The 19,416-nt window shown below is 69.3% G+C and carries 19 protein-coding genes; 10 read left to right on the top strand and 9 right to left on the bottom strand.

The annotated features are described in order from the left end of the window. Positions 1-92 precede the first annotated feature (92 nt). The 5 genes from ACP4J3_RS12315 to ACP4J3_RS12295 form a co-directional block, all read right to left on the bottom strand. Positions 93-1,241 carry a DUF475 domain-containing protein gene (locus ACP4J3_RS12315; RefSeq protein WP_426533385.1) on the bottom strand — a complete coding sequence of 383 codons (1,149 nt, stop codon included), beginning with the start codon at positions 1,239-1,241 and terminating at the stop codon, positions 93-95. 127 nt (positions 1,242-1,368) lie between these two features. Then, positions 1,369-1,944, bottom strand: coding sequence for a TerD family protein (locus ACP4J3_RS12310; RefSeq protein WP_426533383.1), 576 nt, complete (start codon positions 1,942-1,944; stop codon positions 1,369-1,371). Positions 1,945-2,067: 123 nt separating this feature from the next. Further along, positions 2,068-2,643, bottom strand: a complete 576-nt coding sequence (locus tag ACP4J3_RS12305; protein WP_426533381.1) for a TerD family protein — start codon at positions 2,641-2,643, stop codon at positions 2,068-2,070. Between the two features lie 138 nt (positions 2,644-2,781). Further along, positions 2,782-3,240 carry a peroxiredoxin gene (locus tag ACP4J3_RS12300; RefSeq protein WP_110627941.1) on the bottom strand — a complete coding sequence of 153 codons (459 nt, stop codon included), beginning with the start codon at positions 3,238-3,240 and terminating at the stop codon, positions 2,782-2,784. A gap of 118 nt (positions 3,241-3,358) precedes the next feature. After that, complete coding sequence (locus tag ACP4J3_RS12295) at positions 3,359-3,796, bottom strand: DUF3052 domain-containing protein (protein ID WP_194046586.1); 438 nt, start codon at positions 3,794-3,796, stop codon at positions 3,359-3,361. Between the two features lie 354 nt (positions 3,797-4,150). Here ACP4J3_RS12295 and aceE point away from each other — a divergent pair, with 354 nt between their 5' ends. Together aceE and ACP4J3_RS12285 are read left to right on the top strand one after the other, a co-directional pair. Then, on the top strand, positions 4,151-6,898 hold the full coding sequence (aceE, locus tag ACP4J3_RS12290; RefSeq protein WP_426533378.1) for a pyruvate dehydrogenase (acetyl-transferring), homodimeric type: 2,748 nt from the start codon (positions 4,151-4,153) through the stop codon (positions 6,896-6,898). An 81-nt stretch (positions 6,899-6,979) separates the two neighbouring features. After that, a complete protein-coding gene (locus ACP4J3_RS12285; RefSeq protein WP_426533635.1) occupies positions 6,980-7,747 on the top strand; it encodes a potassium channel family protein in 768 nt (255 codons plus the stop codon). 216 nt (positions 7,748-7,963) lie between these two features. On the opposite strand, the gene ACP4J3_RS12280 is transcribed toward ACP4J3_RS12285, so the two are convergent. Further along, complete coding sequence (locus ACP4J3_RS12280) at positions 7,964-9,583, bottom strand: MFS transporter (protein WP_426533376.1); 1,620 nt, start codon at positions 9,581-9,583, stop codon at positions 7,964-7,966. Positions 9,584-9,649: 66 nt separating this feature from the next. On the opposite strand from ACP4J3_RS12280, the gene ACP4J3_RS12275 reads away from it, so the two are divergent. The 3 genes from ACP4J3_RS12275 to ACP4J3_RS12265 all read left to right on the top strand — a co-directional run bounded on the left by ACP4J3_RS12275 (position 9,650) and on the right by ACP4J3_RS12265 (position 12,512). Further along, on the top strand, positions 9,650-10,276 hold the full coding sequence (locus ACP4J3_RS12275) for a TetR family transcriptional regulator (protein WP_426533374.1): 627 nt from the start codon (positions 9,650-9,652) through the stop codon (positions 10,274-10,276). Between the two features lie 93 nt (positions 10,277-10,369). Next, a complete protein-coding gene (locus tag ACP4J3_RS12270; protein ID WP_426533372.1) occupies positions 10,370-11,587 on the top strand; it encodes an alpha/beta hydrolase in 1,218 nt (405 codons plus the stop codon). A gap of 58 nt (positions 11,588-11,645) precedes the next feature. Continuing rightward, the gene (locus ACP4J3_RS12265) at positions 11,646-12,512 is read left to right on the top strand and encodes a DUF4429 domain-containing protein (RefSeq protein ID WP_426533370.1); all 867 of its coding nucleotides are present in this window, start codon (positions 11,646-11,648) and stop codon (positions 12,510-12,512) included. 78 nt (positions 12,513-12,590) lie between these two features. On the opposite strand, the gene ACP4J3_RS12260 is transcribed toward ACP4J3_RS12265, so the two are convergent. Continuing rightward, positions 12,591-13,607 (bottom strand): aldo/keto reductase, encoded by a 1,017-nt coding sequence (locus ACP4J3_RS12260; RefSeq protein WP_426533369.1) that lies wholly within the window; start codon positions 13,605-13,607, stop codon positions 12,591-12,593. Further along, positions 13,604-14,077 carry a MerR family transcriptional regulator gene (locus tag ACP4J3_RS12255; RefSeq protein ID WP_426533368.1) on the bottom strand — a complete coding sequence of 158 codons (474 nt, stop codon included), beginning with the start codon at positions 14,075-14,077 and terminating at the stop codon, positions 13,604-13,606. The genes ACP4J3_RS12260 and ACP4J3_RS12255 overlap by 4 nt, the downstream gene beginning before the upstream one ends. A 97-nt stretch (positions 14,078-14,174) precedes the next feature. Here ACP4J3_RS12255 and ACP4J3_RS12250 point away from each other — a divergent pair, with 97 nt between their 5' ends. Both ACP4J3_RS12250 and ACP4J3_RS12245 read left to right on the top strand, forming a co-directional pair. Further along, a complete protein-coding gene (locus ACP4J3_RS12250; RefSeq protein WP_426533366.1) occupies positions 14,175-14,558 on the top strand; it encodes a GNAT family N-acetyltransferase in 384 nt (127 codons plus the stop codon). A 19-nt stretch (positions 14,559-14,577) separates the two neighbouring features. Further along, on the top strand, positions 14,578-15,393 hold the full coding sequence (locus tag ACP4J3_RS12245; protein WP_426533364.1) for a serine hydrolase domain-containing protein: 816 nt from the start codon (positions 14,578-14,580) through the stop codon (positions 15,391-15,393). A 13-nt stretch (positions 15,394-15,406) separates the two neighbouring features. On the opposite strand, the gene ACP4J3_RS12240 is transcribed toward ACP4J3_RS12245, so the two are convergent. After that, the gene (locus tag ACP4J3_RS12240) at positions 15,407-16,069 is read right to left on the bottom strand and encodes a pirin family protein (RefSeq protein WP_426533633.1); all 663 of its coding nucleotides are present in this window, start codon (positions 16,067-16,069) and stop codon (positions 15,407-15,409) included. 87 nt (positions 16,070-16,156) lie between these two features. On the opposite strand from ACP4J3_RS12240, the gene fasR reads away from it, so the two are divergent. The 3 genes from fasR to ACP4J3_RS12225 all read left to right on the top strand — a co-directional run bounded on the left by fasR (position 16,157) and on the right by ACP4J3_RS12225 (position 19,383). Beyond that, entirely contained in the window at positions 16,157-17,362 is a 1,206-nt protein-coding gene (gene fasR / locus ACP4J3_RS12235) for a fatty acid biosynthesis transcriptional regulator FasR (protein ID WP_426533362.1), read from the top strand. A gap of 89 nt (positions 17,363-17,451) precedes the next feature. After that, positions 17,452-18,369, top strand: a complete 918-nt coding sequence (locus tag ACP4J3_RS12230; RefSeq protein ID WP_426533631.1) for an ACP S-malonyltransferase — start codon at positions 17,452-17,454, stop codon at positions 18,367-18,369. A 15-nt stretch (positions 18,370-18,384) separates the two neighbouring features. Then, positions 18,385-19,383 (top strand): ketoacyl-ACP synthase III, encoded by a 999-nt coding sequence (locus ACP4J3_RS12225; RefSeq protein WP_426533360.1) that lies wholly within the window; start codon positions 18,385-18,387, stop codon positions 19,381-19,383. Positions 19,384-19,416 lie beyond the last annotated feature (33 nt).

Raw genomic sequence — 19,416 nt, 5'->3', positions numbered from 1 at the left:
CGTCCCACGAAGACCCGCGTTCACCCGGAAAAACCGGCGGGGCGGCCGGAGCCCGGCCGCCCCGCACAGAGCGTTCCTCACCCGCAGGGGTGTCACACCCCGGACGAGACCTCAGTCTTCTCGTCCGAGGCCTCCGCTTTTCCCTCCGCTGCCGCCAGCGCGCGGTTGCGGCGCACCGAGGACCAGAAGGACCAGCCGATCAGGATCACACCGATCGAGCCGGTGATCAGCTCGTGGATCTCGTACTGGATGGTGACCAGCAGGATCATGGCCAGCGCCCCGATCGCGTAGTGCGCGCCGTGCTCCAGGTAGACGTACTCGTCGAGGGTGCCCTGACGCACGAGGTACACGGTCAGCGAACGGACGTACATCGCGCCGATACCGAGACCCAGCGCCATGAGGACGATGTCGTTGGTGATGGCGAAGGCGCCGATCACACCGTCGAAGGAGAAGGAGGCGTCCAGGACCTCGAGGTAGAGGAACATGAAGAACGCGGCCTTTCCGGCCAGAGCGACCGCGGAGACCGGCTTGCCCTCTGCCCTGGCCTTCTCCTCCTCCTCGTGCTCGTGTTCCTCCTCCTCTTCGAGCTTGTCCTCGAAGTAGCCGGAGAGACCACCCACGATCATGTACGTGATCAGGCCGGCGATACCGGAGAGCAGAACCGTCTCCGCCTTGTCGACGTGTGCGCCGCCGTGCTGGTGGGCGTTGGTCGCGAAGGTCAGCGCCGAGATCAGCAGGACGACCAGCGCGATGCAGACCGACAGCATGTCGATCTTGCCGAGCTTGGCCAGCGGGCGCTCCAGCCAGCCGAGCCACTTGATGTCCCGGTCCTCGAAGATGAAGTCGAGGAAGATCATCAGCAGGAACATGCCACCGAAGGCGGCGATGGCCGGGTGGGCGTCCGTCACCAGCTCCTGGTAACGGTCCTTGTCGCTCAGGGCGAGATCGACGGCCTCGATCGGGCCCATCGAAGCGCTGACGGCGACGATGACGACGGGGAAGACCAGCCGCATGCCGAACACGGCGATCAGGATGCCGATGGTGAGGAAGATCTTCTGCCAGAAGGCGTTCATCTTCTTCAGGATTCCGGCGTTGACCACCGCGTTGTCGAACGACAGCGAGATCTCGAGGACGGAGAGGATCGCCACGATGCCGAAGGCGGTCCACCCCCCGAAGAGGACCGCTGCCACCAGGCCGAGCGCGGTGACCGCGAACGACCAGCCGAAGGTTTTCAGAACCACTGGCTACCCAATCCGTACGTGTACGGGACTCCCCCGTGCCGCACTCGGCTTTACGAAACTTTTGAAGCCGAAGTCTAGTCGGCCCCTGTTCGTAGCCCACCGGGCCCCGGCTTTTGCTCATATCGCGTTATGAGACGTTGACCCCGAAGTCGAGAGCGATGCCACGGAGGCCGGACGCGTACCCCTGCCCCACGGCCCGGAACTTCCACTCCCCCTGGTAGCGGTAGACCTCGCCGAAGATCATGGCGGTCTCGGTGGAGGCGTCCTCGCTCAGGTCGTAGCGGGCGAGTTCCTGGCCGTCGGCCTGGTTCACGACCCGGATGAAGGCGTTGCTGACCTGGCCGAAGGTCTGTCCCCGTTCGTCGGCCATATGGATGGAGACCGGAAAGACGATCTTGTCGCACTGGGCCGGCACCTTGGACAGGTCGATCAGGATCGACTCGTCGTCGCCGTCGCCCTCGCCGGTGAGGTTGTCGCCGGTGTGCTCCACCGAGCCGTCCGGGCTCTTGAGCTGGTTGTAGAAGACGAACCACTCATCGCCCAGTACCCGACCCGCGTTGCACACCAGGGCGCTGGCGTCGAGGTCGAAGGGGGCTCCGGTGGTGGAGCGCGCGTCCCAGCCGAGCCCGACCATCACCTGGGTGAGGTTGGGTGCGGCCTTGGACAGGGAGACGTTTCCTCCCTTGGCGAGCGTGACGCCCATGATGCTGGTCCTCCCCGCGTGTTGCTTCTTTGGTTGTCCTGCGCGTCCGGCGCCGCACCCAAACGGTGCGGCGCCGGACTTCGGCCAGTGGTGTTCTGGACTCTCACGCCCCGGATGGTGAACTCAGACGTTCACACCGAAGTCCTGCGCGATGCCGCGCAGGCCGGACGCGTAGCCCTGGCCGATGGCGCGGAACTTCCACTCCGCACCGTGCCGGTACAGCTCGCCGAAGACCATCGCGGTCTCGGTGGACGCGTCCTCCGAGAGGTCGTAGCGCGCGATCTCGGCGCCGCCGGCCTGGTTCACGACGCGGATGAAGGCGTTGCGGACCTGGCCGAAGGACTGCTGACGGTTCTCGGCGTCGTAGATCGAGACCGGGAAGACGATCTTCTCGACGTCCGCCGGGACGCCCGCGAGGTTGACCTTGATCTGCTCGTCGTCGCCTTCGCCCTCACCGGTGAGGTTGTCGCCGGTGTGCTCCACCGAGCCGTCCGGGCTCTTGAGGTTGTTGAAGAAGACGAAGTTCGCGTCGCTGCCGACCTTGCCCTCCGCGTTCGTCAGCAGTGCGCTGGCGTCGAGGTCGAAGTCGGTGCCGGTCGTGGTGCGGACGTCCCACCCCAGACCGACGATGACCGCGGTCAGACCGGGCGCTTCCTTGCTCAGTGATACGTTGCCGCCCTTGCTGAGGCTGACTCCCACGAGTCCTCCATTGGTGTCCAGGGGCGGGGAGCCCCGCCGTGCGTTTGATATCGGATCAACGAGTCGATCCTAGTGACGGGTTCCCGTGACTCGCAGGCCTTGGTGGCGAAGAATCACAGGTGTCGGCCACCAGCGGGATCAGAGGGTGTCGAGTGCCTTGACGTACTCGTTCAGGTCGCGCGCGTCGGGCAGGGCGTTGACGACGGTCCAGCGCACGACGCCCTCCTTGTCGATGACGAAGGTGCCGCGCACCGCGCAGCCCTTGTCCTCGGCGAAGACGCCGTAGGCGCGGCTGACCTCGCCGTGCGGCCAGAAGTCGCTGAGCAGCGGGTACTCCAGGCCCTCCTGCTCGGCGAAGACGCGCAGGGTGTGGATGGAGTCGTTGGAGACGGCGAGCACCTGCGTGTCGCGGTCGGAGAACTTCGGCAGGTTGTCGCGCACCTCGCACAGCTCGCCGGTGCACACGCCGGTGAAGGCGAACGGGTAGAAGAGCAGGACGACGTTCTTGGAGCCGCGGAAGTCGGAGAGCTTCACGGTGGCGCCGTGGTTGTCCTTGAGCTCGAAGTCGGGGGCCTTGTCGCCGACCTGGATCGCCATCGCGTGGATGTCCCTTCGGTGGGTCTGTTCGGGTGGGAACCACCCTATGCAGCGACCACCGGGGCCCGTGCAGGAGGCCGGGCCGCGCCTTCTCGGCCCGGCCCGGCTTCGCCACCGGTTACTTCTTGGACTTGGCGGCCTTGGGCGTCACCAGACGGCTGCCGCTCCAGTCCTTGCCGACGCTGACACTCTTCGACGCCGACAGACCCGCCGTGGTCGCGGCTTCAGAGATGTCGCTGGGCTCCACATAGCCGTCACGGCCGGTCTTCGGCGTGAGGAGCAGGATCGAGCCGCCCTCTTCGATGTACGTGGTGGCGTCCACCAGCGCATCCGTCAGGTCGCCGTCCTCGTCGCGGAACCACAGCACCACGGCATCCGCTACGTCGTCGTAGTCCTCGTCCACGAGCTCGTTGCCTACGACTTCCTCAATGGCCTCGCGGAGTTCCTGGTCTACGTCGTCGTCGTAGCCGATCTCCTGGACCACCTGCTCGGGCTGGAACCCCAGCCTTGCGGCAGGGTTCGTCCGCTCCTCCGCGTGGTCCGCGGTCGCGCTCACGGGTTGCCTCCTGATCATGTCTTGGGAATAACTCAGCCACGCGCGTGCGCGAAGCATTGGCCGTAGTCCACACGGGCGGGGCGGATCGCGCAAGTACCCGGCCGTTCAGACCGCCGAAACGGTGACGATCCTGAACGTGTCACCGCAACTCCAGGCACACCCTCATGGTCTCAAGGTGACGCGCACCACACCAATCTGCCCCCTTTGTGCGTTTGGGAACCATCTGCGGGCCCTCCACCGTTGATCGGAGCAGCGGTTACCTCGCAGTAGAGATGACGTTTGGCCCCCTGAGGTACACGATGGGGAGCGGTGCAGACCCTCAGAAACACGGCCCTCTGACAGGTAAGGAACAGCGTGGCTTCCGGATCCGATCGCAACCCGATCATCATTGGCGGCCTTCCGAGTCAGGTTCCTGACTTCGATCCCGAGGAAACCCAGGAGTGGCTCGACTCCCTCGACGCCGCCGTCGACGAGCGTGGCCGGGAGCGGGCCCGCTATCTGATGCTGCGGCTGATCGAGCGGGCCCGCGAGAAGCGCGTGGCCGTGCCCGAGATGCGCAGCACGGACTACGTCAACACGATCGCCACCAAGGACGAGCCGTTCTTCCCGGGCAACGAGGAGATCGAGCGCAAGATCCTGAACGCGACCCGGTGGAACGCCGCGGTCATGGTGTCCCGGGCCCAGCGCCCCGGCATCGGCGTCGGCGGTCACATCGCCACGTTCGCCTCCTCCGCCTCCCTCTACGACGTGGGCTTCAACCACTTCTTCCGGGGCAAGGACGAGGGCGACGGCGGCGACCAGGTCTTCTTCCAGGGCCACGCCTCCCCGGGCATCTACGCGCGCGCGTTCCTGCTGGACCGCCTCAGCGAGCAGAACCTGGACGCGTTCCGCCAGGAGAAGTCGAAGGCGCCGTACGGCCTGTCGTCCTATCCGCACCCGCGGCTGATGCCGGACTTCTGGGAGTTCCCGACCGTGTCGATGGGCCTCGGCCCGATCGGCGCGATCTACCAGGCGCGGATGAACCGCTACATGGAGGCGCGCGGTATCGCGGACACCTCCAGGTCGCATGTGTGGGCGTTCCTCGGCGACGGCGAGATGGACGAGCCGGAGTCGCTCGGCCAGCTCTCCATCGCCGCGCGCGAGGGCCTGGACAACCTCACCTTCGTGGTCAACTGCAACCTGCAGCGCCTGGACGGCCCGGTGCGGGGCAACGGCAAGGTCATCCAGGAGCTGGAGTCGATCTTCCGGGGCGCCGGCTGGAACGTCATCAAGCTGGTGTGGGACCGCACCTGGGACCCGCTGCTCGCACAGGACCGCGACGGCGTGCTGGTCAACCGGATGAACACCACGCCGGACGGCCAGTTCCAGACGTACGCCACCGAGACCGGCGCCTACATCCGCGACCACTTCTTCGGTGACGACCAGCGGCTGCGCGCGATGGTCGAGGGCATGACCGACGACCAGATCCTGCACCTGGGCCGCGGCGGTCACGACCACCGGAAGATCTACGCGGCGTACTCGGCGGCCCGCGCCCACAAGGGCCAGCCGACGGTGATCCTCGCCAAGACGATCAAGGGCTGGACGCTCGGCCCCAACTTCGAGGGCCGCAACGCCACGCACCAGATGAAGAAGCTGACGGTCGACGACCTCAAGGGCTTCCGCGACCGGCTGCACCTGCCGATCGCCGACAAGGAGCTGGAGAGCGGACTCCCGCCGTACTACCACCCTGGGCGGGACTCCGAGGAGCTCCAGTACATGCACGACCGCCGCAAGGGGCTCGGCGGCTACGTCCCGACCCGCGTCGTGCGCTCCAAGCCGCTGGCGCTGCCGGCGGACAAGACGTACGCGACCGTGAAGAAGGGCACGGGGCAGCAGTCCATCGCGACGACCATGGCCTTTGTGCGGCTCCTGAAGGACCTCATGCGGGACAAGGAGATCGGCAGGCGGTTCGTGCTGATCGCGCCGGACGAGTACCGCACGTTCGGCATGGACTCGTTCTTCCCGAGCGCGAAGATCTACAACCCGCTCGGCCAGCAGTACGAGTCGGTCGACCGCGATCTGCTGCTCGCCTACAAGGAGTCCCCGCAGGGGCAGATGCTGCACGACGGCATCTCGGAGGCCGGCTGCACGGCGTCCCTCATCGCGGCGGGCTCGGCGTACGCCACCCACGGCGAGCCGCTGATCCCGGTGTACGTCTTCTACTCGATGTTCGGTTTCCAGCGCACCGGCGACCAGTTCTGGCAGATGTCGGACCAGCTCGCACGCGGTTTCGTACTGGGCGCGACCGCCGGCCGCACGACGCTGACCGGTGAGGGTCTGCAGCACGCGGACGGCCACTCGCAGTTGCTCGCCTCGACCAACCCGGGCTGTGTCGCCTACGACCCGGCGTACGGGTACGAGATCGCGCACATCGTGCAGGACGGCCTGCGCCGGATGTACGGCGGCGACGCGGAGCACCCGCACGGCGAGGACGTCTTCTACTACCTCACCGTCTACAACGAGCCGATCCAGCACCCCGCCGAGCCGGAGAACGTCGACGTCGAGGGCATCCTCAAGGGCGTCTACCGGCTCAGCGAGGGCTCCTCGGGGTCGATCCCGGCGCAGATCGTGGCGTCCGGTGTGGCCGTCCCCTGGGCGGTCGAGGCGCAGAAGATCCTCGCCGAGGAGTGGAACGTCAAGGCGGACGTCTGGTCGGCGACCTCCTGGAACGAGCTGCGGCGCGAGGCCGTTCAGTGCGAGGAGCACAACCTGCTGCATCCGGAGGAGGAGCAGCGGGTGCCGTATGTCACACGGAAGCTCGGCGGCGCCGAGGGGCCGTTCGTGGCCGTCTCCGACTGGATGCGATCGGTTCCGGACCAGATCGCGCGCTGGGTGCCGGGGACGTACCAGTCGCTGGGTGCGGACGGCTTCGGCTTCGCGGACACCCGTGGCGCGGCCCGGCGCTTCTTCCACATCGACGCGCAGTCGATCGTGCTGGCGGTGCTGACCGAGCTGGCCAAGGAGGGCAAGGTGGACCGGTCGGCGCTGAAGCAGGCGATCGACCGTTACCGGTTGCTCGATGTGTCGGCGGCGGATCCGGGTGCGGCCGGGGGCGACGCGTAGCCCTTGACGGGTCAGGCGGGGCGGCACCTCGGCGGTGCCGCCCCGCTGTTGTTTCCTACGATGCTCCCCATGACGCGCCCGATGACCGAACCGACCGCTCTGGACCGTTGGGAGCGGCGTACCCAAGGCCCGCTGCTGGCGCTCGCCGTTCTCTTCGCGATCGCCTATGCCTTCCCGATCGTGGATCCTGACGCACCGCAGGCCCTGCTCGACGCGTGCCACCTCGTGAACTGGGCGGTGTGGGGCACCTTCGCCGTCGACTATGTGATCCGCCTCTGGCTGAGCGAGGACCGGCTGCGGTTCGTGCGGGGCAATCCGCTGGCGCTGCTCGCGGTGGCGCTGCCGCTGGTCCAGCCGCTGCGGCTGCTGAAGCTGGTGTCGATGCTGTTCCTCGCGGGGCAGCGGGCGCGGATGGCGTCCCAGGTGCGGGTCACCACGTATGTCGCGGGTTCCTGTCTGGGGCTGCTGGTCTTCGGTGCGCTGGCCGTGCTGGAGGTGGAGCGCGGCAAGCCCGGGGCCTCCATTCACACCCTCGAGGACGCGATCTGGTGGGCGTTCACGACGATGACGACCGTGGGGTACGGCGACATGGCGCCGACCACGGGGCTCGGGCGGGCGCTGGCGATCGGGCTGATGCTGTCGGGTATCGCGTTGCTGGGTGTGGTCACCGCGAATATCGCCGCCTGGTTCATCGCGCGGTTCGAGAGCGAGAACGAGGAGGAGCGGCGGCAGACGGAAGCGATCCGGGTGCTGACGGAGGAGGTTCGGGCGCTGCGGGCGCAGGTCGCTGCGTTGTCCGGGGTGTCCGGTGTGTCCGGAGACAGGGTGGGTGACGAGAAGGTGAGTTAGGTGGTTGCCCGGGGTGGGGGCTGGGCGGGGGGTGGGTGCGCAGCCCGGCGCGACGGGGTGCCGCCTGCGCCCACCCGTGCCGCCCCAGCGGCACGACTGCCCGCAGCTTTGCGAGCTGCAACGCCCCAAGGGGCGCGGGGAACTGCGCGACCAGCCACAACGTAGCCGCAGCCCGCATACAACCCGCACCCCTACGGCGAACCCGTTGCAATCCCGTCAGATGTGCGCGGCACCCGCGCCGGCCTCCGCGTTCTCGCCCCGCTTGGTGAGGAACGCGATCCCGACGGCCACGACCGCCACCGCCGCCGCGACCAGGGACGCCGCGCTCATGCCGGAGATGAACGTGTCGTGCGCCACGCCGGTGATCTTCGCGGCGATGGCGTCCGGGGTACCCGGCGCCACCGGGGGCACGCCGACCTGGACCGCTTCGGAAGCCTGGGCCTCCTGCGCCGCCGTCAGCGGCGGAAGCCCCGCGGACGTCCAGTTCCCGGCGAGGTCGCTGTCGACCTTGGAGGCCATGACGGCGCCCAGGACGGCCGTACCGAGGCTGCCGCCGATCTGCATCGCGGCCTGCTGGAGACCGCCGGCCACGCCGGACAGCTCCAGCGGCGCGTTGCCGACGATGACCTCCGTGGCGCCGACCATGACCGGCGCGAGGCCGAGGCCCAGCATGGCGAACCAGAGCGACATGACGCCGCTGGCGGTGTCCGTCTGAAGCGTGGACATGCCGTACATGGCGATCGCGGTGAACGCCATGCCGCCGGCCAGCGGGATGCGCGGGCCCACCTTGGTGATCATCGCGCCCGCGAGCGGGGAGCCGACGATCATCATCCCGGTGAGCGGGAGCAGGTGCAGACCGGCGTCGATCGGGCTCATACCGTGGACGTTCTGGAGGTAGAAGGTCACGAAGAACAGGCCGCCCATGAAGGCGATCGCCATCAGGACCATCAGGACCACGCCCGCCGACAGCGGGACGGAGCGGAACAGCCCCAGCGGGATCAGCGGCTCCTTCACCTTCGTCTCCCACAGGGCGAAGACCGTGAAGCCCACCACCGACGCGGCTATGAACAGCCATGTCCTGCCGTCGCCCCAGCCCCACTCCGGAGCCTTGATCAGGGCCCAGACCAGGGAGAACATCGCGGCCGACAGCAGGGCTATGCCGAGGATGTCGAAGGAGCGCGGCGCGTTCTCGGCGCGGTGGTCGAGCAGGATCATGACGCCGAGGACGACGGCGAGGATGCCGACCGGCACGTTGATGAAGAACACCGACTGCCAGTTGACGTGCTCGACGAGGACACCGCCGAGGATCGGGCCGCCGGCGGTCGAGGCGCCGATGACCATGCCCCAGATGCCGATGGCCATGTTGAGCTTCTCGGCCGGGAAGGTCGCCCGCAGCAGGCCGAGCGCGGCCGGCATCAGCAGCGCGCCGAACAGGCCCTGGAAGACACGGAAGGTGACGACCAGCGCGATGCTGTCGGACAGGCCGATCGCACCGGAGGCGGCGGCGAAGCCGACCACGCCGATCAGGAAGGTCTGGCGGTGCCCGAAGCGGTCGCCGAGCTTGCCGGCGGTGATCAGGGAGACCGCGAGAGCGAGGAAGTAACCGTTGGTGATCCACTGGACCTGGGCGAAGGTGGCGCCCAGGTCCTTCTGGATGGCCGGGTTGGCGATGGCCACGATGGTGCCGTCGAGGGCCACCATCATGACCCCCACTGCGACGGTGATGAGCGTGAGCCAGGGGTGGCCGCGCAGCCCCTTGCCCGGTGTCGCGTCCGACGGGACTACTGGCGCGTCGCCCCCCGACCCCGTCTTGTCGATGGTGGTCTGACTAGTCATGCGTTCGAGGCTAATGACAGCCTCTGACAATTGACAAACCAATTCACAAGTCGGTAACTGACACGTATGGAAACACTGCGCGAACGCAAGAAACAGCGCACCCGGGAAGCGTTGCTGCGCACCGCGCTGGAGCTGTTCACCACCCAGGGTTACGAGACCACCACCGTCGATGACATCGCCGCGGCCGTCGACGTCTCGCAGCGCACCTTTTTCCGCTACTTCGCCGGCAAGGAGGAGGCGGCGCTCGCGATCCAGGACATGACGGTGGCGCACTTCGTGGAGACGGTGCGCGGGCGCCCGCCGCACGAGGCCCCGATGGAGGCCCTGCGGCAGTCCGTGCTGGAGGGCTGGGACACGCTCAACGACGTGATCGAGTCCGTCGTACCGGTCGAGCTGTATCTGCGCATGTACCGGGTGGTCGAGTCGACGCCCGTGCTGCTCGCCGCCCATCTGCGCAGGTCCGCGGAGATCGAGGAGGCGATCGCGCACATCCTCGCCGAGCGCGAGGGAGTCGACGTGGACACCGATCCCCGGCCTCGGCTGGCGGTGGCCGTGTTCGGCGGGGTGATGCGGCTGACGGAGCGTCAGTGGAGCGGCGGCGAGGACTTCAGCCTGGACGCCATGCGGGCGCTGACCGTCTCATATCTCGAACAGGTGGGCTCCGCACTCAGCGAGAGCTGGCGAACACGCTGAGGTCATGGGCGGGTTCACACGGGCGTGACCGAAACGTGATACCTGTCACTTGGTTAACGCGAGACCCTCTCGTTCTCCTAGTGTGTCCTCCCAGTGACTTCCTTCGACACCTCCCCGCAACTGAACGTCTGGCGTGCTCTGCTGGCGCTGGCCGTGGTGTTCGTGATGCTGGCGACCACCGGTTGGACCGCCCTGCGTCAGCACCGCGACGGCACCGAGCTGCAGGTCTCGATCAGCGCCTGGGAGAAGGGCAGCATCGCCGGGCGCCGACTGCCGGCCATGGACTCCACCCCCGCCAGGCTCGCCCGGTTCTTCGCCTCGCTCGACAAGGCACAGCGCAGCAGCCTCGCGCACCGCTACGCGCTCGCGGTCGGCAACATGAACGGCGCCCCTGTCGAGCTGCGCTACCGGGCCAACCGCGTCGCCCTCGACGAGGCGCGCGAGGTCGAGCGAAAACGCATGCACGACCAGCGGCTCACGCCCGACGGGCAGCGCGAGGCGGGCCGCCGTATGCACCGCTTCGAGGACATGATGCGGCCGGAGAGGCACATCCTCGCCTTCGACCCGGAGGGCTCCGGGCGGGTGGCCGAGGTGTTCGGTGATCTGACCAGAGCCGAGCGGATCTCGGTCGTCGTCCCCGGCGTCGACACCGACCTGCTCACCTTCCAGCGCACCGACCGCAAGTACTCGGCACCGGTCGGCATGGCCCAGTCCCTGTACGCGGCCGAGCGCGCGGCCAGTCCCTCGACGCGTACGGCCGTGATCGCCTGGGCCGACTACACCGCACCGGCCGGGCTCGGCATCGACTCGGCGACCGCGATGCGGGCCGCGGACGGCGCCGTACGGTTGAACGCGCTGCTGCGGGGGCTGCCCGGCGGCGCACCGGTCTCGCTGTTCTGCCACAGCTACGGCTCGGTGCTGTGCGGCCTGGCCGCGTCCGGGCTGCCGGACCGGGTGGCCGACATAGCGGTGGCCGGCAGCCCCGGAATGCGGGTCGCGAAGGCCTCCCAGCTCGGGACGTCCGCGCAGGTGTGGGCGATGCGGGACGCGGACGACTGGGTGCAGGACGTGCCGTATCTCGAGGTCGGCGGGCTGGGGCACGGCGAGGACCCGGTGTCGTCGGTGTTCGGGGCGCGGGTGCTGTCGGCGCGGGACGCGAAGGGACACAGCGGCTATTTCGAGCCGGGTACGGAGAGTGTGGCGAATTTCGCCGAAATCGGGGTTGGCGCATACCAGGCGGTTCGCTGCGCGGACGAGGTCGGAGCCTGTCGGGCGGGTTTGTCCGACGCGGCGGCGGCCGGACGCGCGTAGAGGCGCGGGAATTTGCGGTGTGCGCGGGGTGGCGACGGAGGAGGACGTGCCGCATACGATGAGCCGCATGGGTGACGTACTGGCCGGATTTCATGCCGCCTGGGAGTTCGAGTCCGACTCCGTGCTCATCCGTTACGAACGGGGGATTCGAACACCTAGGCTCTTCCAGGCGCTCGGAGAGCGCCGCGTGCCGCTCGAGGCGATCGGCGGGGTGACGCTGACGCCGGGCAGGCGCGGGACGGTCGTGCTGCGCATCGAGCCGCGGCCCGGCGCGGATCCGCTCCTCGAGGCGGCGGCCGGGCAGCTCAAGGAGAGCGGCGATCCGTACCGGCTGGTGCTGCCGGCGGAGCGCGAGACGCTGGCCGAGTACTACGCCGACGAGCTGCGCGCGCGACTGACCGGGGCCGGGCCCGTGGACGAGTTCCTCGTGGGGGCGCCGGATGTGCCGCTGCAGTTCAAGGCGTACGACGCGAAGGCGTCCTTCGACGGGAGTGTCGTCCGGTTCCGGTGGTTCTGGACCGGGGCGTCCTCGACGAAGTGGAAGGCCGGGGACCAGAGCTTCCCGGTGGCCGAGCTGAGTGGGGTCGAGTGGCGGTCGCCGGAGGTGTTCGAGGGGCATCTACGGCTGCTGCGGCGGGACTTCGCGGATGCGGATGCGCAGCCGGCGCAGGCGGATCTGGATCCGGCGGCCGTGGTGTTCGGGCTTGGGTACGGGCCGGTGCACGAGTCTTTGCCGTTCGCGGCGGCGGTGCTCTCTGCGGTGCGCTCCGCGGGGGTGGCGGCTGTCCCGGCTGCGGCTGCGCCGCGCCGGGATCCCGCCGACATCGCTGAGCGGATTCGTCACTTGGGGGAGCTGCATGAGGCCGGACTCGTGACGGATGAGGAGTTCTCCAGCAAGAAAGCGGAGTTGTTGGCGGAGCTTTAGCGCCTGCCGGGTTCTGTTCGTCGGCGGCTGCGGGTTGTGGTGGGTTGTTCGCGCAGTTCCCCGCGCCCCTGAGGGCGTCTACTCCCGGCCGGCGGAAGCGAACCGCATGTCTGCGTACCTGTCGCCTGCCACCTTCGATGCGATCGGCTCCAGCAGTGCCAACTCATCCTCGGTCAGCATGATTCGGGTAGCCGCCGTGTTCTCCTCCACCCTGCCCGGCCTGCGGGTGCCCGGAATCGGGATCACCGGAAGGCGGCGCAGCGCAGTCTGTTGCTGTACCCACGCCAGGGCGATCTGGCCCAGGGAGGCCCCGTGGGACTCGGCAACCGTGCGGATGGGGTCCAGGAGGGTGGCGTTGGCCGCCGCGTTCTCGCCGGTGAAGCGGGGCTGCTGGCGGCGGAAGTCGTCGGTGGTCAGGTCCTCGGCCTTGGCGAAGGAGCCCGTGAGGAAGCCGCGGCCCAGCGGCGAGTACGGGACCAGGGTCACGCCCAGGTCGCGGGCGGCCGGTACCACGTTCGCCTCGATGTCCCGGCTGAACAGGGACCACTCGGACTGCACGGCCGCGATGGGGTGCACGGTGTGCGCGGCGCGCAGCTCGTCCGCCGTCACCTCGCTCAGGCCGAGCTGCTTGACCTTGCCCTCGCGGACCAGGTCGGCCATCGTGGCGACGGTCTCCTCGATGGGGACGTTCACATCCCGGCGGTGCATGTAGTAGAGGTCGATCACATCGACGTCCAGGCGGCGCAGGCTCGCCTCGACGGCCTGGCGTATGTACGGCGCGTCGTTGCGGATGATCCGGCGCGTCGGGTCGTCCGGCGGGATCGCCAGGGCGAACTTGGTGGCGATGACGACCTCGTCGCGGTGCGCCTTGAAGAACGGGGAGAGGAACTTCTCGTTCTCGCCCGCGCCGTACGCGTCCGCCGTGTCGTACAGCGTGACGCCCAGCTCCAGTGCCCGTTCCAGGGTCGCCCTGGACGCGTCCGCGTCCGAGGGGCCGTAGGCGAAGCTCATGCCCATGCAGCCGAGGCCCTGGACGCCGACCTCGGGGCCGCCGGCGCCGAGTCGTGCGGTCGCGATCCTGCTGCTGTCCGTCATCCGGCCCTCTCCGTCTTCTCCTGCTCGTACAGACGCCCGGCGTCCGCGTAGAAACTGATCTTCCGGTCGAGTACGGCCAGCGTGTCCTGCAGCTCGGCGATCCGGGCGACGACGTCGCGGCGGGTCTCCTCCAGCAGTTCGAAACGCTCGCCGAAGGTGTGGTCGCCCTCGCGCACCAGCTCGGCGTACCGGACCATGTCGGCGACCGGCATGCCGGTCAGCCGCAGCTTGCCGACGAGGTCGAGCCAGTCCAGGTCCCGGTTGCTGTAGCGGCGCTGGCCGGTGTGCGAGCGGCCGATGTGCGGCATGAGGCCGATCCGCTCGTACCAGCGCAGGGTGTGGGCCGTCAGCCCGGTGAAGGCGACGACCTCGCTGATCGTGTAGCTGTCCTGGCCTTCCGGCCGCCGGTGCGGGTGGGGCGGGGCGGCACAACTGTCGGTCCTGGTACTCGTGCTCTCCATCACCGTCATGCCCTCCACGCTATGACCTTGGAGTGCGCTCCAAGCAAGCCGAAACGGTAAGAAAACCACGGGACATGACGTGATCGCCGTGATTAGCGTGCGGGACATGAGCCTCGTACGCCGTGCCGTGCCCGAGGACGCGGAGGAAGTGCTGCGTCTGCGCCAGGTGATGATCGACGCGCTGCCCGGTGGGGACAGCTCCACGGACCGGCCCGGGGCACTGGCGGCGCTGGTGGTCGGGACCGTCGACTACCGGATCGGGAAGGCGGGCAATCCGCGCGGGCTGGCCGGATACGTCTTCAGCGTCGCCACCGACCCGCAGGCCCGGCGACGCGGGTACGCTCGCGCGTGCATGGACGAGCTGCTGGCGTGGTTCCGCGAGCGGGGCGCCGGACAGGTCATGCTCACCGCGTCCCCGGAGGCCGAGCCGCTCTACGCCTCCCTCGGCTTCGTCCACAAGCCGGACCCCACGATGATGCTGAAGCTGTGAGCGGCTTAGGCTCACAGACATGTCCTTGCAGAGTCTCGCACTGATCGAGAACTGGCCGGTTCCCACCGCCGCGGCGGGTGTCGTACGGGCCGACGGCACGGTCCTGGGTACGCACGGCCCGGTCGGGCAGCGGTTTGCGCTGGCCTCGGTCACCAAGCCGCTGGCCGCCTACGCGGTGCTCGTCGCCTACGAGGAGGGCGCGGTCGAGCTGGACGAGCCGGCCGGGCCGCAGGGGGCGACCGTGCGGCATCTGCTCGCGCACACCTCGGGGCTGGCCTTCGACGAGCACCGGGTGACGGCCCCGCCCGGGGAGCGGCGGCTGTACTCCAACGCCGGGTTCGAGCAGCTCGGGGACCACATCGCCAAGGCGACGGACATCCCGTTCGCGGAGTATCTGCGGCAGGCGGTGCTGGAGCCGCTGGGCATGACGTCCACCGCGCTGGAGGGCTCGCCGGCCAAGGACGGTGTGTCGAGCGTCGAGGATCTGCTGCGGTTCGCGGCGGAGGTGCAGGCGCCGCGGCTGCTGGACCCGCGCACGGTGGCCGAGGCGATGACCGTGCAGTACCCGGGGACGAAGGGCGTGCTGCCCGGGTACGGGCATCAGAACCCGAACGGCTGGGGGCTCGGCTTCGAGATCCGGGACTCCAAGTCGCCGCACTGGACGGGGTCTTCGTCCTCGCCGCGCACCTTCGGGCACTTCGGGCAGTCGGGTACGTTCCTGTGGATCGACCCCGACGCGGGGGCGGCCTGCGTGGCGCTGACCGATCGCGCCTTCGGGCCCTGGGCGGTCGAGGCGTGGCCGGCGTTCACGGACGCGGTGCTCGCCGAGCTGTAGCCCGCCCCGCCCCTCACCGCTGCCCGGCGGCCATCTCCCAGATCAGCAGCTCCGCCGCGCTCGCGCCCACCGCCTCGACGTCCTTGGCGTCCGTGATGCGCGCCGCGTCCCCCGCGCCCAGCTCCTCGCCGTCCAGGCGTACCTCGCCGCGCACGACATGCACGTACAGGTACGCCCCGTCCGGCACCGCCGTCCGCTCCCCCGCCCCCAGCCGCCGTACGTGCAGCATCGCGCCCGCCTCCGGGACGGCGTACGGCGTGGAGTCCGCGATGCCGTGGACGATCTCGTACGCGGGGTCGCCGCCCGGCGTCAGCGGGGCCAGCCAGGTCTGGATGAAGGTCAGCGGCGTGTCGGCGTCGTTGCGCTCCACGTGCCGTACGCCGCCGGCCGAGCTCAGCCGCTGTACGTCTCCGGGGCCGACCCGGGTCTCGTGGCCGGTGGAGTCGCGGTGGGTCAGCTCGCCCTCGACCACCCAGGTCACGATCTCGGTGTGGCTGTGCGGGTGCTCGTCGAAGCCGGCGCCGGGCGCGAGCCGCTCCTCGTTGCAGGCGATCATCGCGCCGAAGCGGAGGTTGTCGGGGTCGTAGTGCGGACCGAAGGAGAAGGCGTGGCGGGAGGCGATGCCCATCGCCGGCTCCCCTCCCGGATAGCGCTCCGCGGCGCGCCGTACGTCCATCACGAGCACCACCGTAGCCCCACCTGGGAGAGCGCACCCGCGACCCTCCGGCACGCGTACCCGTCCCGATAAGGCAGTCTTGTCCACGTGCCCGAACCCGAAGCCCGTAAGTCCCCCGCCGCCGCGCACGACGTCCATCCCCACTCCGCGACCCTGAGGCGACTGGAGAAGTCCTCCGGTTCACTCGCCGCGCAGGCCATCGCGCGGATGGACGAGACGCTGCCGTGGTACCGGGCGATGCCCCCGGAGAACCGTTCCTGGATCGGTCTCGTCGCCCAGGCCGGTATCGCCGCGTTCACCGAGTGGTTCCGGCATCCCGACGCGCCCCAGGCCATCTCCACCGATGTGTTCGGGACGGCGCCGCGTGAGCTGACCCGCGCCATCACGCTGCGTCAGACCGTGGAGATGGTGCGCACGACCATCGAGGTCATGGAGTCCGCCATCGACGAGGTCGCGGCGCCCGGTGACGAGGGGGTGCTGCGCGAGGCGCTGCTGGTGTACGCCCGCGAGATCGCCTTCGCCACCGCCCAGGTCTACGCCCAGGCCGCCGAGGCACGCGGTGCCTGGGACGCGCGCCTGGAGTCGCTCGTCGTCAACGCCGTGCTCAGCGGCGAGGCCGACGAGGGGGCCGTCAGCCGTGCCGCCGCGCTCGGGTGGAACTCCCCGGAGCATGTGTGCGTCGTCCTCGGGACCGCGCCCGACGGGGACTCCGAGCTGACCGTCGAGGCCATCCGGCGGGCCGCCCGGCATGCGAAGTTGCAGGTGCTGACCGGGGTGCTCGGGGACCGGCTGGTCGTGATCGCGGGCGGCAGCGACAACCCGCTCGCCGTCGCCAAGTCGCTGATCGGACCCTTCGCCGCGGGTCCGGTCGTCGCGGGGCCGGTCGTACCGGATCTGCTGGCCGCCACCCGGTCCGCGCAGGCCGCGGCCGCCGGGCTGAAGGCGTGTTCCGCCTGGCAGGACGCGCCCCGGCCGGTGCTCGCGGACGATCTGCTGCCGGAGCGCGCCATCGCGGGGGATCCGAGTGCGCGCGAGCAGTTGGTGGAGGAGATCTACAGACCGCTGGAGGAGGCCGGGTCGGCTCTGCTGGAGACGCTGTCGGTCTATCTCGAGCAGGCGAGCAGTCTGGAGGGCGCGGCGCGGATGCTGTTCGTGCATCCCAACACCGTGCGCTACCGGCTTCGACGTGTGACTGACGTCACCGGCTGGTCGCCGTCCGATGTACGCTCCGCGTTCACTTTGCGCATCGCGCTGATCCTGGGGCGTCTGGTCGACGGCGATCTCCAGCTCTAGGCTTTTGTCGGGGGCCCACAAAACCCCCTCGTGTTCTTCGTCCTTGTCCCCACGGGCGGCGTCGGCCGTCCCCAAGAGAGAGTGTGAGAGTGCTCGTACTCGTCGCTCCCGGCCAGGGCGCCCAGACGCCCGGCTTCCTGACCCCCTGGCTCGAACTGCCCGGTGCCGCCGACCGCCTCGGTGCCTGGTCGGACGCCATCGGACTGGACCTCGCCCACTACGGCACGCAGGCCGACGCGGACGCCATCCGGGACACCGCCGTGGCCCAGCCGCTGCTCGTGGCGGCCGGGATCCTGTCCGCCGCGGCACTGGGTGACACCTTCCTGCCGGGCGCCGTCGCCGGTCACTCCGTCGGCGAGATCACCGCCGCCGCCTACGCGGGCGTCCTGGACGACACCGCCGCGCTGACCCTCGTACGCAAGCGGGGGCTCGCCATGGCCGAGGCCGCCGCGATCACCGAGACCGGCATGTCGGCGCTGCTCGGCGGGGACCCGGAGACCTCGGTCGCGCACCTGGAGAAGCTGGGCCTGACGCCGGCGAACATCAACGGCGCCGGCCAGATCGTCGCCGCGGGCACCATGGAGCAGCTCGCCGCGCTGGAGCAGGACAAGCCCGAGGGCGTGCGCAAGGTCGTCGCGCTGAAGGTCGCCGGCGCCTTCCACACCCACCACATGGGCCCCGCCGTCGAGACGCTGGCCGAGGCCGCCAAGGAGCTCGTCCCCGCCGACCCGAAGCTCACCTATGTCTCCAACAAGGACGGCAAGGCGGTCGCCACCGGCGCCGAGGTGCTTCAGCGCCTCGTCGGGCAGGTCGCCAACCCGGTCCGCTGGGACCTGTGCATGGAGACCTTCAAGGAGCTTGGTGTCACGGCCTTGATCGAGGCGTGCCCGGGCGGCACCCTGACGGGTCTGGCCAAGCGCGCACTGCCGGGTGTGAAGACCCTGGCGCTGAAGACCCCCGACGACCTGGACGCTGCTCGCGAGCTCATCGCCGAGCACAGCGCCTGACAAGGAGCCCGGAGCATGGCGAAGCTGAAGCCCAGCAAGGGCGCCCCGTACGCGCGCATCCTCGGTGTGGGCGGCTACCGCCCGACCCGTGTGGTGCCCAACGAGGTGATCCTGGAGAAGATCGACTCGTCCGACGAGTGGATCCGTTCGCGCTCCGGCATCGAGACACGGCACTGGGCGAACAACGAGGAGACCGTCGCCGCGATGTCGATCGAGGCGTCCGGCAAGGCGATCGCCGACGCCGGGATCTCCGCCGAGCAGATCGGCGGCGTGATCGTCTCGACCGTCTCGCACTTCAAGCAGACCCCGGCCGTCGCCACCGAGATCGCCGACAAGCTCGGCACGAACAAGGCCGCCGCCTTCGACATCTCGGCCGGCTGCGCGGGCTTCGGCTACGGCCTCACCCTCGCCAAGGGCATGATCACCGAGGGCTCCGCGGAGTACGTCCTGGTCATCGGCGTCGAGCGGCTGAGCGACCTGACCGACCTGGAGGACCGGGCCACGGCCTTCCTGTTCGGCGACGGCGCGGGCGCTGTCGTCGTGGGCCCCGCCAAGGAGCCGGGCATCGGCCCGACCATCTGGGGTTCCGAGGGCGACAAGTCCGAGACGATCAAGCAGACCGTGGCGTGGAACGAGTACGACAGCTCCACGGACAAGTTCCCTGCGATCACGCAGGAGGGCCAGGCGGTGTTCCGCTGGGCCGTGTTCGAGATGGCGAAGGTCGCCCAGCAGGCGCTGGACGCGGCCGGGATCACCCCGGACGACCTGGACGTCTTCATTCCGCACCAGGCCAACGAGCGGATCATCGACTCGATGGTGAAGACGCTGAAACTGCCGGAGCATGTCACGGTCGCCCGCGACGTGCGCACCACCGGCAACACCTCGGCCGCCTCGATTCCGCTCGCGATGGAGCGGCTGCTGGCGACCGGTGAGGCGAAGAGCGGCGACACCGCGCTCGTCATCGGCTTCGGGGCGGGTCTCGTGTACGCCGCGACGGTCGTTACCCTCCCCTAGGCACTCCGTGCCGGATCATCATCGGGTCCGGTA

It is taken from the genome of Streptomyces sp. UG1, assembly GCF_049974585.1.
Lineage (GTDB): Bacteria > Actinomycetota > Actinomycetes > Streptomycetales > Streptomycetaceae > Streptomyces.
Note: the sequence above shows the minus strand (reverse complement) of the source record. Positions and strands in the feature narration are given on the sequence as shown.

What these genes read in the sequence shown, in the direction of transcription:
- ACP4J3_RS12310 (WP_426533383.1), bottom strand. Translation starts at nt 1,944, where the DNA reads ATGGGCGTCACGCTCGCCAAGGGAGGAAACGTCTCCCTGTCCAAGGCC.
- ACP4J3_RS12300 (WP_110627941.1), bottom strand. Translation starts at nt 3,240, where the DNA reads ATGGCGATCCAGGTCGGCGACAAGGCCCCCGACTTCGAGCTCAAGGAC.
- ACP4J3_RS12285 (WP_426533635.1), top strand. Translation starts at nt 6,980, where the DNA reads ATGACCGAACCGACCGCTCTGGACCGTTGGGAGCGGCGTACCCAAGGC.
- ACP4J3_RS12280 (WP_426533376.1), bottom strand. Translation starts at nt 9,583, where the DNA reads ATGACTAGTCAGACCACCATCGACAAGACGGGGTCGGGGGGCGACGCG.
- ACP4J3_RS12275 (WP_426533374.1), top strand. Translation starts at nt 9,650, where the DNA reads ATGGAAACACTGCGCGAACGCAAGAAACAGCGCACCCGGGAAGCGTTG.
- ACP4J3_RS12265 (WP_426533370.1), top strand. Translation starts at nt 11,646, where the DNA reads ATGAGCCGCATGGGTGACGTACTGGCCGGATTTCATGCCGCCTGGGAG.
- ACP4J3_RS12260 (WP_426533369.1), bottom strand. Translation starts at nt 13,607, where the DNA reads ATGACGGACAGCAGCAGGATCGCGACCGCACGACTCGGCGCCGGCGGC.
- ACP4J3_RS12255 (WP_426533368.1), bottom strand. Translation starts at nt 14,077, where the DNA reads ATGACGGTGATGGAGAGCACGAGTACCAGGACCGACAGTTGTGCCGCC.
- ACP4J3_RS12250 (WP_426533366.1), top strand. Translation starts at nt 14,175, where the DNA reads ATGAGCCTCGTACGCCGTGCCGTGCCCGAGGACGCGGAGGAAGTGCTG.
- ACP4J3_RS12245 (WP_426533364.1), top strand. Translation starts at nt 14,578, where the DNA reads ATGTCCTTGCAGAGTCTCGCACTGATCGAGAACTGGCCGGTTCCCACC.
- ACP4J3_RS12240 (WP_426533633.1), bottom strand. Translation starts at nt 16,069, where the DNA reads ATGGACGTACGGCGCGCCGCGGAGCGCTATCCGGGAGGGGAGCCGGCG.
- ACP4J3_RS12225 (WP_426533360.1), top strand. Translation starts at nt 18,385, where the DNA reads ATGGCGAAGCTGAAGCCCAGCAAGGGCGCCCCGTACGCGCGCATCCTC.